At 31.9% G+C, this 16,031-nt stretch carries 14 protein-coding genes and 2 tRNA genes; 9 read left to right on the top strand and 7 right to left on the bottom strand.

Translation table 11 applies throughout. The features are described 5' to 3' along the window. The first annotated feature begins 140 nt into the window (after nt 1-140). The 3 genes from HR057_RS04175 (at nt 141) to HR057_RS04165 (ending at nt 2,991) form a co-directional block, all read left to right on the top strand. Entirely contained in the window at nt 141-707 is a 567-nt protein-coding gene (locus tag HR057_RS04175) for a site-specific integrase (protein WP_173730163.1), read from the top strand. A gap of 132 nt (nt 708-839) precedes the next feature. After that, nucleotides 840-2,333, top strand: a complete 1,494-nt coding sequence (locus HR057_RS04170) for a DUF1538 domain-containing protein (RefSeq protein ID WP_173730162.1) — start codon at nt 840-842, stop codon at nt 2,331-2,333. Then, complete coding sequence (locus HR057_RS04165) at nt 2,320-2,991, top strand: P-II family nitrogen regulator (protein ID WP_230474350.1); 672 nt, start codon at nt 2,320-2,322, stop codon at nt 2,989-2,991. The genes HR057_RS04170 and HR057_RS04165 overlap by 14 nt, the downstream gene beginning before the upstream one ends. 355 nt (nt 2,992-3,346) lie before the next feature. Here the strand turns inward: HR057_RS04165 and HR057_RS04160 are convergent, their stop codons facing one another. Next, entirely contained in the window at nt 3,347-4,501 is a 1,155-nt protein-coding gene (locus HR057_RS04160; RefSeq protein ID WP_173730161.1) for a histidine kinase N-terminal domain-containing protein, read from the bottom strand. Nucleotides 4,502-4,812: 311 nt separating this feature from the next. Between HR057_RS04160 and HR057_RS04155 the strand changes: the two genes are divergently transcribed. Together HR057_RS04155 and HR057_RS04150 are read left to right on the top strand one after the other, a co-directional pair. Further along, complete coding sequence (locus HR057_RS04155; protein WP_173730160.1) at nt 4,813-6,333, top strand: cobalamin-dependent protein; 1,521 nt, start codon at nt 4,813-4,815, stop codon at nt 6,331-6,333. Then, the gene (locus tag HR057_RS04150; protein ID WP_173730159.1) at nt 6,333-7,385 is read left to right on the top strand and encodes a uroporphyrinogen decarboxylase family protein; all 1,053 of its coding nucleotides are present in this window, start codon (nt 6,333-6,335) and stop codon (nt 7,383-7,385) included. Before HR057_RS04155 ends, HR057_RS04150 begins: the two co-directional genes overlap by 1 nt. A 34-nt stretch (nt 7,386-7,419) precedes the next feature. On the opposite strand, the gene HR057_RS04145 is transcribed toward HR057_RS04150, so the two are convergent. Both HR057_RS04145 and HR057_RS04140 read right to left on the bottom strand, forming a co-directional pair. After that, nucleotides 7,420-7,896 (bottom strand): hypothetical protein, encoded by a 477-nt coding sequence (locus HR057_RS04145; RefSeq protein WP_230474349.1) that lies wholly within the window; start codon nt 7,894-7,896, stop codon nt 7,420-7,422. 215 nt (nt 7,897-8,111) lie between these two features. Further along, entirely contained in the window at nt 8,112-8,897 is a 786-nt protein-coding gene (locus HR057_RS04140) for a hypothetical protein (protein ID WP_230474348.1), read from the bottom strand. A gap of 579 nt (nt 8,898-9,476) precedes the next feature. Between HR057_RS04140 and HR057_RS04135 the strand changes: the two genes are divergently transcribed. The 3 genes from HR057_RS04135 to HR057_RS04125 all read left to right on the top strand — a co-directional run bounded on the left by HR057_RS04135 (nt 9,477) and on the right by HR057_RS04125 (nt 11,116). Beyond that, a complete protein-coding gene (locus tag HR057_RS04135; RefSeq protein ID WP_173730157.1) occupies nt 9,477-10,667 on the top strand; it encodes a MalY/PatB family protein in 1,191 nt (396 codons plus the stop codon). Nucleotides 10,668-10,965: 298 nt separating this feature from the next. Continuing rightward, nucleotides 10,966-11,041 (top strand) — tRNA-Thr (locus tag HR057_RS04130). Between the two features lies 1 nt (nt 11,042). Next, a tRNA-Gly gene (locus HR057_RS04125) sits at nt 11,043-11,116 on the top strand. An 81-nt stretch (nt 11,117-11,197) separates the two neighbouring features. On the opposite strand, the gene HR057_RS04120 is transcribed toward HR057_RS04125, so the two are convergent. From HR057_RS04120 to HR057_RS04105, 4 genes are all read right to left on the bottom strand, one after another. After that, complete coding sequence (locus tag HR057_RS04120; RefSeq protein WP_173730156.1) at nt 11,198-11,917, bottom strand: GDSL-type esterase/lipase family protein; 720 nt, start codon at nt 11,915-11,917, stop codon at nt 11,198-11,200. Between the two features lie 126 nt (nt 11,918-12,043). Then, nucleotides 12,044-12,604 carry a DUF1259 domain-containing protein gene (locus HR057_RS04115; protein WP_329955835.1) on the bottom strand — a complete coding sequence of 187 codons (561 nt, stop codon included), beginning with the start codon at nt 12,602-12,604 and terminating at the stop codon, nt 12,044-12,046. A gap of 117 nt (nt 12,605-12,721) precedes the next feature. Continuing rightward, nucleotides 12,722-13,660 (bottom strand): magnesium transporter CorA family protein, encoded by a 939-nt coding sequence (locus tag HR057_RS04110; RefSeq protein ID WP_173730155.1) that lies wholly within the window; start codon nt 13,658-13,660, stop codon nt 12,722-12,724. 595 nt (nt 13,661-14,255) lie between these two features. After that, on the bottom strand, nt 14,256-14,687 hold the full coding sequence (locus tag HR057_RS04105) for a YndM family protein (RefSeq protein ID WP_173730154.1): 432 nt from the start codon (nt 14,685-14,687) through the stop codon (nt 14,256-14,258). Between the two features lie 215 nt (nt 14,688-14,902). On the opposite strand from HR057_RS04105, the gene HR057_RS04100 reads away from it, so the two are divergent. Further along, a complete protein-coding gene (locus HR057_RS04100; RefSeq protein WP_173730153.1) occupies nt 14,903-15,886 on the top strand; it encodes a peptidoglycan recognition protein family protein in 984 nt (327 codons plus the stop codon). Nucleotides 15,887-16,031 lie beyond the last annotated feature (145 nt).

The raw sequence follows: 16,031 nt of genomic DNA, 5'->3' as shown, positions 1-16,031 counted from the left end.
TTTTAGTGTTCACCATCAAAAATACGTGGTTCAATATTGAAAGAAAAATATCTTAATTTAAATAAAATGTAAGGGTTTTAATGTAACTTAATAAATGTTATAATTCGATTGTGTAACATATATTTCAGGAGGCAACTTCAGTGAAATACGTTGAACCAATTAAAAATATTGCAGATATTAAGGCCATGAAACGATTACTAAGGCAACATTCACAGAGAGATTTATTATTTTTCGTTTTTGGAATTAATACTGGAATGAGAGTCAGTGATTTGCTTTCCTTGAAGGTTTGTGATGTATGGGATGGGGAGGATGTAAAGGAATTTGTTTACGTGAAAAATGGAAGTGTTAATGATGCTTTAACCCCATTCTATATTAACAACAGTGTGAAAAAAGAGCTGAAAAAATATTTAGCACAAGCTGATTTGAAAAAGGACGATTATCTTTTTATATCAAAGAAAAACGAAAAGCCAATCACTCGTCAACAAGCTTACCGAATTATTAATAGTGCAGCTAAAGAGGTTGGGATCCCTGGAAATATCGGCACACATACGTTAAGAAAAACATTTGGTTACCATGCTTATCGAAAAGGGATTGCGATTTCCATATTATCCAGAATATTTAATCACCAATCATCATCAGAAACTTTGCATTATATAGGAATTGACAAAAATGAAAATTATTTAGTGAAAGTTGATGTGAATTTGTAATTTTGTGAACCTTTAAGAATGATTGGAATTTGTCAAATCCTATAAGAAATTTCAATAATATACCAGAATTTATTACCAGTCCAGCTTTTAAAAAAATTTGTATCAAAACAAATAGAAAGGAATGAGATGTCATTGAATGTATTAGTTTCAAAGTTGATTGAAGTATTGTATGCTGTTCTTCCCATAACATTTATCGTCTTAATTTTAAACTTTACTCTAACGAATTTAGAAACAGTATTAATTATTCGGTTTATTTTAGGAGCTATTTTAATCATCATTGGTTTATCGATATTTTTGTTTGGTGTTGATATAGGAATTACACCTATTGGACAAAAAATGGGAGCATTAGTTGCGAAATCAAATAAATTATTAGTAGTATTATTAGCTGGATTAGCACTTGGTTTTTTTATCTCAGTTGCTGAACCTGATTTGCATATTCTTGCAGGACAAGTTGATTTTGTTTCTGCTGGGAAAATATCGAAGTTTAGTTTAGTAGTTGTTGTTTCAATTGGTATTGGCGCACTTATTGCTGTAGGATTGGCGAGGATTGTATACAATTATCCTTTATATAAATTATTAACAATTTTATATGTAATTATTTTTGTCCTTTCATTATTTACTTCCCCAGAATTTTTAGCAATATCATTTGATTCATCCGGAGCAACGACAGGGGCATTAACTGTTCCATTCATTTTAGCACTTGCTTTAGGTGTATCTTCATTAAAAAAAGATAGTAAAGCTTCAGAAAAAGATAGTTTTGGTTTAGTAGCAATAGCTTCAGCTGGGGCGATTATCTCTGTTATGATCATGAACATTATCAAAGGTACAGATAAAATCTCAGGGAGTTTAGAACATCATGAGTTTTCATCGTCAATTATAGGACCGTATTTACAAAAACTACCAATTATTGCATTTGAAATAACTATGGCATTAGCACCTATTTTAATAATTTTTCTTGTATTTCAGAAAATTTCGTTTAAAATGTCTAAGAAAGCGGTCTATAAAATATTAATGGGTGTGTTGTTTACTTTTGTTGGACTTGTCCTCTTTTTACTTGGTGTAAATGCTGGATTCATGGATGTAGGAACAGCTGTAGGATATCAAATTGCATCCATGAATAATAAAGCTTACGTAATTATTATCGCTTTTATTTTAGGATTTGTAGTAATTTTGGCTGAACCTGCTGTTCACGTGTTAACGCATCAAATTGAAGATGTTACGAGCGGATATGTAAGGCGAAAAATGGTTTTATTTTCTTTATCGATTGGTGTTGGTATTGCGGTTGGATTATCTATGATTAGAATTTTAGTTCCTGATTTGCAGTTGTGGCATTATCTATTACCGGGGTATATCATTGCCATTGCGATGATGTATTTCGTACCAAAACTGTTTGTTGGGATTGCATTTGATTCAGGTGGGGTCGCATCAGGACCGATGACTGCAACGTTTATTTTAGCATTTATCCAAGGTGCAGCGGAGGCAATAGAAGGAGCGAATGTGTTAGTAGACGGGTTCGGAATGATTGCCATGGTTGCTTTGACACCATTAATTGCACTGCAAGTATTAGGGTTTATTTATAAATTAAAATCAACAAAAAAAGGAGTAGTAATGAATGATGCTGAGTAATTCAGAAACATCTGATTTTGAACTCATATGTGTCATTGTCAATAATGGTTTAGGCAGCAAAATTTTGCAAACAGCTAAGAAATGTGGGGTTTCTGGTGGAACGGTTTTGCTAGGAAAGGGTACCATTAAAAATCGCTTATTAGAATTATTAGCGATTAACGATGTTAGAAAAGAAATTGTATTAATGGTTACTAATAAAAAAACTGCAGAATATGCATTGGAACACCTTGAAAAAAAATTTAAATTTTCTAAACCGAATCATGGTATTGCATTTACAACTTCTGTGTTGCAAATCATTGGAGCAAGAAGTTGCAACAATGAACAAATTCAGGAAGAAAGAGAGGTTCAAAACTCAATGTACCATGCTATAACGGTAATCGTAGATAAAGGGAAAGCCGAGAAAGTAATTGATGCAGCGGTCGAAGCGGGTTCAAAAGGAGGAACAGTCATCAATGGAAGAGGTTCTGGGATTCATGAAACAAGTAAATTGTTTTCAATGGCAATTGAACCTGAAAAAGAAATTGTTTTAATATTGTCTGAAAAAGAAAGCACGGAAGCAATTGTGTCTGCGATTAGAAAAAAACTCAAAATTGATGAACCAGGAATGGGGATTATTTTTATCCAAGATGTAAATAAAACGTACGGAATTTATAAATAAATTATTGAAAATTTGATAGAAAAAAGTTCATAAAAAGTATTTGCAAAACGTCGATTATTCAACATTTATAGATAAAGAAAGGGCGATCCATGGTCGATTTTCGACTTTCTGGAAAGCCCTTTTATAATTATTGTCTTTAGAAGTTAAAGAGGTTTTCCTGGAATACTTTTAACACATAATGCAGTAAATCTTACATTTGAGGCAATAAAGCTATTAGAATAATAACATTTCCGTTGAGACAAAACAGTGTTCTGAAATTTGATGTAAAACCTAAGGGGTCATTTCGGGAGACGGCACATTTTTGAACCAAATAAAAACTCTATGTCCTGTATTATTGGGATAGGGTAGGACCAGCTTAAAGGATAGATTCTTCTTGATCTTTATAAATAGGTAACTTGATTTGAAACATTGTCTTTTCGTTATTGGAAAAACAACTGATTTTACCATTATGATTTTCAATAATATTTTTACTTACATATAATCCTATTCCTGTACCTAATTTTTTCGTTGTATAAAAAGGTTCGAAAATTAATTTTAATGTTTCAGCACTAATTGGTGGACCATTGTTGATAATACTAATTGAAACGATTTCTTTATTAATATCAGTATGTATTGTAATATTTCGTTCTCCTTTATTTTCTCTTACAGCATCAATGGCATTCATTAATATGTTTAGAAACACTTGTTTTAATTCATTTTTATCGCCGAATACAATAGCTTCAGGATCGATACGTGAAGAAATATTGATATTTCCATCAACAATGCTTGGGTATAGGAAGTCTGCTACTTCTTCTATTAATGACTTCATTGAAATCATTTCAAATTTACTTTCATTAACAATATTCATTTTTGAAATGTGAAGAAATTGTGTAATTCGAAACTTTAGTTGTTCAAGTTCTTTGCTGATAATATCAAGATATGGCATATCTGGATTATCATTTTTAAGCAATTTAACAAATCCAATTACGGAAGTTAGAGGATTCCGAAATTCGTGAACAAAACTGGAAGACATTTGTCCAAGAATTGCAAGTCTATCATTGTGTGATCGTGAAATAATTAAGTTTTTTTCTTGTAATTTTAAATCGATCAATTCTGTATATCGTGTCACCGCAAAATAGCAAAATAAATCAAATTGTTTATTAATAATTTCGATGGTTGGAATAATTTCCTCCAAAGGTAAACCGGATTGATTAATATATTTTAGAATCATACTCCTTTCAAGATTAACATTATATATAAAGCATCCAATATTTATATTCATATCTGCGCGCTCTTTAGCAACATTGTAGGCCAATAATTTTATGTCTTCTTCTGAGATGTTGTTCCCAAGAGAACGTAATAATAGTTCATACAACAGAGCTCCGTTTTTTCGAATTGATTCTTTTTCATTCGAATTAGTATTTACTTTTAACTCTTTTCCCCATAATTTCAAAATTTCTTCTTTATTATCAATAAGAAATCTCCGTGTATTATTGAATCCGTTTTCATTAGACTTAAGTTTTATTTTCATAAAAAGCCCTTCTTTCTTTCTGTTTAATCTATTTTTAATAAATTATAAATTTAATTGGAATATTTATCTATATAATTTCATTGAATATACGAAAATTTCAAATAAAACAGTTTTTTAAATCTAGTAAAATACATTTTTTACTGTTATTTTCTATAATAACAAAAAAATCAAAAATTTTTCCACTTATTTAAATTTTTAGTGATTTTTATCACAAATATAAATTCACTTTTATTTTATTATATTTTAATATAGAAATATTCGAAATAGTAATAAAATAAGTCTACTAATTTTTCATAGGTAGGGTGATTTCAATGTCAACCCAAGAGGTCTTAGAAAAACAAAAGAAGAAATTGGAAAATCAGCGGAGTATACTTTTGTCACAGTTTAATTACTGTGAAGATATAGAAACATCTATGGGTGCACTAGGTGATTATTTAAATCAAATTAAGAGGATTTACTTTAGCTATACTAGAAACGAAAATTATATTACATTAATTGCTGAACGAACGAAACAAAAAATTGACCAGCAATTAAATTTGCTATTAAATAACTTAAACAAAATGATTCTATTAAAAGAAAATTACAGTGAAATGAATGGAAAAATCATTGAACTGAATAAGGAAAATTTGGAAGTGGGAAAACGTCTAAAAGAAACGTTTGAAGTATTGAAAGATGTATCCCTCCAAACAAATATTCTTGCAATTAATGCCAATATTGAAGCGCACCGGATTGGCCAGCAAGGGACAGCTTTTAAAGTAATTGCAACAGAAGTAGGAAAATTATCTAATTTGACGAGCAATTCATCAAAGAACATAACCGATACCACAAGTAAATTGACTGTTCAAACTTCTGAAATGACGAAAATATTACAAGATAGTAATCAAACCTTATCCCATGTTGTTCAGGAATTAGAACAAGAAAAAGGTAGTTTTACTTCCATGTTTAGGGATAGTGAAAAAATTGTAAACGAATCTATCGTGCTTGATGAAACATTGAAAGAGATCTATGACTTGATTGAAAAAGTTTCTGTTATGGTTGAGTATAATAAGATTAGCTTTGCAAATATAAAAAAGATTTTGAAAGATCTTTTAGAATCGACAAAAGAAATGCTTGATGACATATACAAAGAGTTAGGTATACAGAGGAATAGTGTACAAATTTTTAATACGTCTAATTTATATGAGCAATTTTATCAAAATTTTAAAAATGAAAATTTGGAAGTTTGTGTCTTGCTTCTCCAAAACGCTCTTGAGAAAGGGATAGAGCCCACATTTTTAACTACACATATTTTAGAGCGAACCGTAGAAACAATTGGCAAAGAACAAATTGATAGACTTGTTCCATTGAGTGAAATATATGTAAATGGAAAAATTATTGAAGCTTGTATGAATCTTTTAATTCCTATTTTAGAAAAGGAAAGTAAAAGGGAAAATTTAGGAAGTATTATTATTGGCAATGCATTTGGAGATTACCATGCATTGGGAAGGAAAATTGTCGTCACTTTCTTACGAATGGCCGGATTTGATGTAATGGATTTAGGTTTGTCTGTACCAAATGAAAAATTTGTTGCTGCTGTTAAAGAAAAAAATGCAAAATTAGTTTGTGTTTCCGCACTAATAATTCATACAGCTGATGAAATTAAACAATTGCGAACGCTACTAAACGAAAATGGATTGAAGCAGGTGAAAATTTTAGTTGGTGGTGCACCTTTCAATTTTGAACCGCGTCTTGTACAAGCTGTCAATGCTGATGCGATGGCAAAAAATGGAGTTGAAGCGATCAAAGTGGCTAAAGAATTGCTCGGATTAATAGACAGAAAGGAGGTATATTGATGAACTCCAAAGAAAGGTTAATAAGAGCTGTAACGTTTCAACCTGTTGATAGAGTGCCAGTTATTCCTCTTTTATTAACACAGGGTTCAAAATTGTTGAACATTGATTTGCCAAGTTATCAAAAGAGCGGTAGAAACATTGCCAAAGGTCAATTAAAATTATTAGAAAGGCTCGAACATGATGCGGTTATTGGTATTCCTCATATCGTTCAAGATTTGACACCTTGGGGTTCTCCATTGACTTATTATAAGAATGGTTCCCCGACACTTTCAAAAATTGTGATTAGAAAAGCAGAGGAAATCAAAGAGATTAAAGTTCCTGATCCGGCAAATTCGATGGAAACGAGAGAAACACTAATTGCGATCAATATCTTGGCAAAGGAAGTTGGTCATCATACCCCTGTAATAGGTGGTCTCATTGCACCATTCAGTTTGCCAAGTATGCTGATGGGTACAGGTCCTTTTATGGAAATTCTTATTAATGAAGATAAAAATGGGGATAAATATTTGAAGTTATTGTTGGACAAATGTAAACAATTCGTTGTTGCTTGGGCTAAAAAAATGGTAGACCAAGGAGCAGATATGATAGTAATGGCTGATGGAATTGCTTCACAAACGGTCATTAGCAGACGCTTGTTTGAAAAATATGTATTACCATTGCTAAAAGAGACTATTAAGGAAATTCCCGTCCCAGTTGTTTATGAAGCGGTTGGCAGTGCCCAAGGAATTTTAGACTTAATTGCAACAACTGGAGCAGTATTGGCAATTTTAGATTATTCAGACCACCTAGGTGAATGCAAAAAAATAGCAAAAGGTAAAATTGCTATCATGGGAAATTTTAATAATATTGAAATGTTATATTGGAATAGAATACGAACGCTATTAGAGGTGAAAAAAGCAATTAATAAAGCAGCAGATGGATACGGCTATGTTTTATCTTCTCAAGGACCAGAAATCCCTTTCAATGTTCCATTAGAGGTTATTGAAACGATGGTTCATGCAACAAAAGAATTTGGCAATTATCATTATATAAAAAATTTTAATAACATTTAATTAATCCGATGGGTAAGTATATTTACCCATTGGATCAATTATCTTGAAATTTTAATTTGGCCACACCTAACGCCTCATGGCTCCATAAAATGTTTTCAACAATTTTACTTTGGTCTTCTCTACATTGGATCAATACAAAAACTTCGGTGCGAATCTCATCGTTTGCTTGCTTTTTATTTTGCTTTTTTACAAATAATACTTTTAGTAAAATGCCTAAAGTTAAACCTCCAATTAAACCAATCAATCCCCATAATATTGGTCCCCATTTTAATACCATTCCATAAATGGCTCCTAAAAGCATACAGCAGGCACCGAGAATTGCACCAACGTCAAAAAGGCTAAGGCCATCTGAGCGATGGATCGTATCAAAAAGTTTTCTCTTTTCTGTCCGTTTATTTAGAGGGATTGCTAGGATTTGGTTTTTTCTTATTTCTTCCTGCTCTAATGCCGTCAGTGCTAATTCTAGATCAATAGAGTGTTCAAAGGATGCAATAACGTACATTCGATTCACTCTTTCTCCTCATAATGGCATTTTACTATCACATGTCCACATTTAAAATGAAGGTGGACTTCATTCATTTGGCAGCTAAAAGTTAATTTTTTAAAACTTTGCCCAGGCAAAAACAATACCCTATGGAGCCATTCAAAAATCACATTTGCAGTTTTGTTTCAACAAGTACTGTATTTTGTTAAGTTTTCTTAAATGAGAAAGGATAAGGAAAAGTTTTATTGTTTATCGAAAAATTCTCTCAAGTTCGATGCAAAATTTGGATTTTGGTAAGTTACTCGTAAATATTTAGATTGGGCTTTTTCAAAAAGTTTATTGTATTCAATTGTCGATACATAAGCATGGTAAATAACGAATAAATAAAATGATGGGAGATACATAAACCATTGCATATCAATAATTTCGATTGCATGGCTGAAATCTCCGGTGAATGTATAATGGACAGCAGGTAATGCATTTGAAAAATAAAGGATAACGATTATCAAAGCAATTATGAATAGCCCGAGGATAACATCTTGAACATACAAATGACCCATTCCGGGTGCTAAAAAAGAAAATAGTAAAGCTATCAATGGTAACCTTTTATCAAGTAAATTTATATCGAATAGGTTCAATGTCAATGGTCTTATTAATCCATCCTCACGGTTGGCTAGTAGATATTGTTTATTTAGTTCGACCGTCCCACGGTAACTGTCCCAAATTGTAAAAACGTAAATTGCCATATATAATAAAAACCATTTAATATTTATCGTTTGGATGGCTTCCTCAAATTTTCCGTGCATGGTATACATAATAGATAAATTTACCTTTGCGTTCGTATTCACGATAGTCTCCCAACAAATAAAGGCAATACCTTTGAGTAACCTTTTTTGTAAAAGATGGCCACAACCAGGAAAAGCAAACGACCAAAAAGCAACAATGAAGGGATTTCTTAAATGAAGCGCAGTCGTTCCAAACTGGGAAACGTACGCTCGAGGCCGTCTAATAGAAGCATCTTCGATCAACCAAAATGACACCCCCGTAAAAATGTGTATTACCATTATTTACATTAAACAAGATTATTATGTATTTTTCTTATTACAAAAAATTTATGATTATTAAATTTGGAAGGTTTTTAATGAATAAATTGAGCCATATAAACGAGGGTGCACATTTCATTGTCAAGAACTTAGTTTATTTTTTATTATTAAAAACGACAAGATTGTAGTGAATAACCTCTACAAAATATATTATAGTATAATTTTCCCTTAAATAATAAGTATCATGATCTTTGTGGTCTTTTTCTTTCTTTATAAATACTCAAATTACAATAACCCCTATGGCTTAAATAGAATTATTACCTCTTTTTGGAAATAACTACAAATTAAAAGTCATTAGGCTAGAAACTTAATTCTTTAAATTTAGTTGTATAATTAAAGGACTAACGGTTTTGCTTGTTTTATTAAAGCCTCCATGGGTATGCCTTTTATTCATGTAAATATTCATAATAAATTGGTCAAATATTAATTTAAAGGAATAAATTGTATAATCTTTGCTTCAACGTTCTGTAACTATTATAGTGAAAAGAAAAGGAGGAAGTTGTTATGAAATATAACTTTGATGAAATTATTAACCGGCGAAATACATATTCGATGAAATGGGATGGCGGCGATTTTATTAAACGAATAGGGATTACAGAACGTTATGATGAAAACACTTTGCCCTTATTTACAGCGGATATGGATTTTTCTGTACCTCAGCCGATTATCGATGCACTTCATCAAACGGTTAATCACCGTATTTACGGATATTCAATTTTTCCTAAAGAGTATTATGAAGCCATTCAATATTGGTTTCATAAACGTCATAATTGGGTAATCAATCAAGAAGAAATTATTTATAGTCCCGGAACAGTTCATGCTTTACATATGGCTGTTAAAGCTTTTACAAATCCAGGAGATGGAGTGATTATTCAACGCCCAGTATATCCTCCTTTTACAAAAGTTATTGAGGGGAATGGGAGAAGAGTTCGAAATAATGCTCTTGTTTGTGATGAAAACGGCTATTATTCGATTGATTTTGCCGATTTCGAAGCAAAAGCAAAAGAAAAAAATACAAAGCTATTTATTCTTTGTAATCCACATAATCCGACAGGGAGAATATTCAAGCCAGAGGAGCTTCAAAAATTGGCAACTATTTGTCTTGAAAATGATGTGTTAATTATTGCTGATGAAATCCATGGTGATTTAATTAGGCGATATGAAAAATTTGTACCGCTTGCGAAAGTCACAAACAATACAGAACATATTATTACTTGCACTGCCATAAACAAAACGTTTAATGTGGCTGGGCTTCATTGTACAAACTTAGTAATTCCAAATAAAAAGTTGAGGAGAAAATTGACGAATGAAATGGGGATGCATTTAGCTTCGCCATTTGCAATTTCTGCTCTCATTGCTGCCTATAACGAAGGTGAAGATTGGCTTGAACAATTAAAGGAATATATTGATATAACGATGGAGTGGATAGTAAAATTTTTGGCAGAAAAAATGCCAAAAGTGAAAGTAAGGATTCCAGAAGGTACATATTTGATGTGGATGAATTTCGGAGGCTATGGTATTTCTCCTAGTGAGGTTCATGAACGAATCTATAATAAAGCAAATGTCATATTGGAAGATGGAAAAATGTTTGGGGAGGAAGGCTTGGATTTTCAAAGAATTTGTGTTTCCTCACCTAGGCCAATGATTCAAGAAGCTTTTCAAAGAATTGCGAGAGAATTTGCCGATTTAAATTAGTCTAACAAAATTTATTAGAGGCAAAGGATGTATTTTTGTGGATACGGATTTTTACAATCCTTTGCCTTTTACTGGTCTATATCTTTTTATTAATTTAATGAAATATGCGAAAAAGATGTGATTAGAATATATTAACAAACTTTTATTGGTAAACGAGCAAGATTGTATTTTCATAATTAATTCTTTATTGATTTCTAAATAAGCGGTGCTATAATATTTTATGTAAATTGACCGACTAAAAAGTATATTTTAGAATTTGAGACTTACGTTGTTTCATTTAATAATTAATTTTATTTATGCCGGTATAGCTCAATCGGTAGAGCAACTGAATCGTAATCAGTGGGTTGGGGGTTCGAGTCCTCTTGCCGGCACCATGCGGGTGTAGTTTAGTGGTAAAACTTCAGCTTCCCAAGCTGATGTCGCGGGTTCGATTCCCGTCACCCGCTCCACTTTATTGCATATAAAATTTTCTTTCTTTTAATAGAGCAATTTCCAATAGGGAATTGCTCATTTTGTGTCTTGGGAGATTTTCATATGTCGCTTTCAGCTTCCATTTTTTTAAGCACTTTTTCAATTTCATTTCCCCAGATACGGTAAGCATTACCTAATAAATGAATGCCATCTACTGTATACTTTGGATTTAAACTATTTCCTTTAGCTAACTTGCTGTTTAAATCAATAAATGGAATTCCTTTTTCATTAGCTATTTCTTTTAATAAAGCGTTTAATTGGTCAACATTCCCATTTATTTTTTTATGTTTTTTTTCAGTAGGTGCAACGTAAAGTGTTGAGGTTATAACTGGCTTAATATTTCGGTTCTTTAATGCAGAAATCATTTTATCGTAATTTTTTGCAATTTCGTTCGGAGTAAGAACATGATGTCGAATGTCATTAATTCCTCCCATAATAAAAACATATTTGGGATGTAAACTGTAAATATAATGAAGGCGATTTAACATTCCTTCTGAGTAATCCCCTGCTATTCCTCGATTGATGATGTCGTTTCTACCTAATAATTCATGCCAGTCAACACCTTGAGTGATGGAATCCCCTAGCATGACAATATATGCTTTTGTAGTTTTATAAACCTTGTAATTACTTGTTTTCATTACGTATATTTTATTCTTTAAGTAAGGGGGAATATTTGCGTCTACGAGAAAATCATTCCAGTAAGGTTTTACTAAAAGTGCGAGAAGAAGGATATTGAGTCCTATTGAAAAATAAAGGATCTTTTTCAACGTGTTTTTCATTCACGCAAAGTCCTTTCTTTTTTAAATAGTTTATCCAAGTAAATAAAAAATTATCAAATGATATATTTATAAAACAAAGTAAAAAGCCATTTGTGATCGAAAGGATCATCAAATGGCTTTTTGAACTTATTTAAAAAGACCTGCTTCTTTTGCCGCATCAATGCTATTTTTGGCAAATTCGAATGGATCTCCGACGTTTTCCCAGTGCATGTACATCAAACGAGGATTATCAAAGAGCCAGTGATTGTGAATTGCTGTAACTATAATTCCCCTTTTCCGTAATGCTGTTAATAATGGATTGATTTCATCTTCCAAAACTACTGATTCACCTAAATTCAAGGTTTTCCCATTCCGTTTATTTTCAAAGGAAAGAGCAAATGGTAATGCAAGTGGAGAGCGAGTTCTGCGGCCTAATATAGTAGCATTTATATTTCGGAGGCGTTGAACAACACAAGCTGGAGTTGTCGTAATAACTTCACCGCCAATAATATTTGCTAGCTGTTGGCACGTTGTTGGCCGTAATGTGTTTCCAGTTTTACGCCTTCTTGAGCCTTTGAACTCTACTTCCATTTCTGCTTCTTCAAAGTCATCTCTTTTTTCATCCCGATGATCAGTCCAACTTTCTCTCCGTTTAAAAATATGCAAAAAATTTTGGTTGCCTAAATCATCATAAGTTCTTTTTACCATGTTAAAACATCTCCTTGTCCTTATACTTCCATAACAATGTATGCGGAGATGTTCAAAATGAATGGGGAAAAAGCCAGTAGACATAAACCTTTTTTAATGTATAACTAGTTTAAGCAGTCAGAAAAACTTTTTCTTCCAAAAAATAAACGCTGTAATGATGGCAAAAATCGCCGAGATGATAATCGGAATATAAAATGCATGTTGATAGTTTTGAAAAGGTAATTCAACATTCATACCATAAAAGCTTGCTACCATTGTTGGCAAGGCTAAAATTATAGTAAAAGAAGTTAAAAATTTCATTACAATATTCACATTGTTCGATATGACTGATGCAAAAGCATCCATCATGCCGCTTAAAATTGACATATGCGTTTCCGCCATTTCAATTGCTTGCTGATTTTCAATGATTACATCTTCCAGCAAGTCTTTATCATCTTCATACATTTTTAAATAGTTGCTTCTGAGCATTTTTTGCATCACGATATTATTAGATTTTAATGAGGTTGTAAAATAGACTAAACTCTTTTCCAAATTTAATAAAGAAAAAAGCTCTTTATTTTTCATTGACTGATGAAGTTCATTTTCAATTTCATCAGTTTTTTTGTTAATCTGTTTCAAATATTTGAGATAAGAAGTTGCGATTAAATAAAGGATTTGCAAAGCAAACCTTGTTTTTTTGTATGTGAAAAATTGTTTCACTTTGTTTTGGGCAAACAGATGAAAAATAGGATTATCTTTTAAACAAACTGTAATAAAACATTCATCAGTTATGATGATTCCAAGAGGAATGGTGTCATAAATCGCTCGATCGTATTCATCTTTTGTTACTAATGGGATATTGATAATGATTAATACGTGGTTATCTTCCTTTTCGATTCTTGAACGTTCCTCTTCATCCAATGGGTCACGCAAAAAGTCTAATGGAAGTTGGAGGCGTTTGGTAACATGTTCAATCTCTTCTTCAGTCGGATTAATTATATTCACCCAACATCCTTTAGTTATTTCAGATATTTCATGGATATGCCCTACCTCATCGGTCATGTAAATTTTTATCATCATGAATCCTCCTTATTTTAAGAGGAAGTCATTGATTTCCCAGTTTTTTTAAGAGTTGATATTTTTGAACACTCAACCCTTTTTGAACTGGGCAGTTGATTTCCTCGTAATTCAAACTGGGGTCTGGTTCAGAACAAGTTTGAATAGACAAAAATATCAACTCCTTCTCAATATCTTTATTTTCACTTTCATTATCATACTCCGAGGCATAAGAGTTGTAAACTAGTCCGCACCTAGGTTTGTTCATCATTTTTTACTTCTTAATCAAAAAGTGAAAAGGGGTGATAATTATTTAGTATTGTATTATTGCGCAGACATATGGCTGGGCTGAGGGGATTGTCATTCTTTAGACGAGGTCTGTTGCTGGTAAAGGAATAGAGGAAATCTGTAAGATATTTATGAAAAATTTGGTAATCCCAAATCAATAGAATCGCTGGAAGAAGAAATCAACTATGAGGAAATATGATGACCAAATCTGGAATATGTACTTTTGAAAAAACTAATTGAATTACATATATATATAATAGAAGTGCCTTCAAAGTGATGAAAAGTCATCCAACCAATGAATTTTGAAGGCACTAGTAAAAAAACATTATTACTTTTCTTTAAAAGGTTCATTTTCTTCAGCAGCTTCCATTGCATAGGAAAAATTTTTAGTTGGATTACGACGATCACTTTTTTCTGCTTGGGTAGACCTTAATAACATCCGATGTACAAATATCTCACCTGCAGTAATGATGCTTGCAGAAATAATGCTTGCCCAACCGATTTGTAAATAATTTTCTAATAACACACTGCCGAAAAGCCAAACAATCATATAAGACAGGAGAAAGTCAGCAATCAATGAATTTCTATTTCCAATGCGTTCTAACAAAATTCGATCCCCAACAATATAGGAGATAATAGTTGTGACCCCGCTGAACCAAAGAATATGTGTCCATTCAGCTTCAAAAAACCAATCTAGACCAATTCCAAATGCAATTAGACAAATTCCAAATTTAAGAAAGATAACCATTAAATGATTCATTTACTCGACCTCCTTAAGAATATTTTGGGCTATCTTCATAAATTCATTCTTTATGATTCTCTTTTAAAATAGAAATATTACCTCTATCGTATAAATCAAAGGTTATTCTAAAGAAATGTCAATTAAACGAAAGAATTTGAAATTTTTTACTGAAAAAAATTGATTTCTATATTGCAGACTAAAATGTAAAAGAACGTAGAAAGGAACGTTGAAAGATGAAAAATATCTTCATCTTGTTTTTTCTATATTTAGTATCGATAAACTTTAATGTTGTTCAAGCTGAAGCAAGTGATTCAACCAATTTATATTCTGTTCAGGCAGGAGATACGTTAGTGAAAATTGCAAAAAAATTTAATACAACTGTCAAAGAGCTGAAAATTGCAAATGGTTTGCAGACAAATTCGTTATTCGTTGGACAAAAGTTGTGGGTGCCTATTATTTATCAGGTGAAAGCTGGAGATACACTTGATAATATTGCATCAGCTTATCATTCTACAGTTGAATTGATCAAAGCGGCAAATAATCTTTCAACAAATATCCTTTACGAAGGACAGAAATTGAAAATTCCTCCTAAAAAAATGTTGATCAAAGGCAATCACATTCTTATGACGAAAGAAGAATTTAAAGAATGGCTTTCTCACCATAAATTTAAAAGAAAAATTCGATTAATCCAGCAGCATCATACATGGACACCATCCTATAAACATTTTAATGGCACTAATCATTTTGCATTGTTAAAAGGAATGGAAAATTTTCATGTGAAGGAAAAAGGTTGGAAAATGATTGCACAAAACATTACAACATTCCCAGATGGAAAAATTGCCGTCTCAAGACCTTTTGATATACCTCCAGAAGGTTCCATTGGTTGGAAAGCGAATCATGCAGGAATTATGATTGAAAACATAGGTAATTTTGATAAAGGCTTTGATGTGATGACGAAAGAACAAAAAGAAACAATTGTTTACATTACAGCACTTCTTTGCTTAAAATTTGGGTTAACTCCTTCGATTGATACTATAACTTATCACCATTGGTGGGATTTGCGAACAGGGGAGAGGGTACTAGATAATGGAAAAAGCTTTGCGGTCAAAACATGTCCCGGAACAGCATTTTTTGGGGGAAATACAACAAAAAGTGCTACCAAATATTTTTATCCATTAGTTAAAGATCAAATAAAAAAAATAATGAACGAACAATGAAGGTTCATAAAATTCTTCATAAAATATTTTCTTGATCAACTTTGGAAACCATCGAGTGGGTTTTATCGTAAATAATTATAAAATGTAAATCGCTGGAGTGAACACCCTATATTGAAAATGAAATTTATCGGTAATACAAAAGCTG

The sequence above is a fragment of the Calidifontibacillus erzurumensis genome (assembly GCF_013303125.1).
Classification (GTDB): domain Bacteria; phylum Bacillota; class Bacilli; order Bacillales; family Bacillaceae_J; genus Calidifontibacillus; species Calidifontibacillus erzurumensis.
This window is presented reverse-complemented; position numbering and strand designations above follow the sequence as displayed.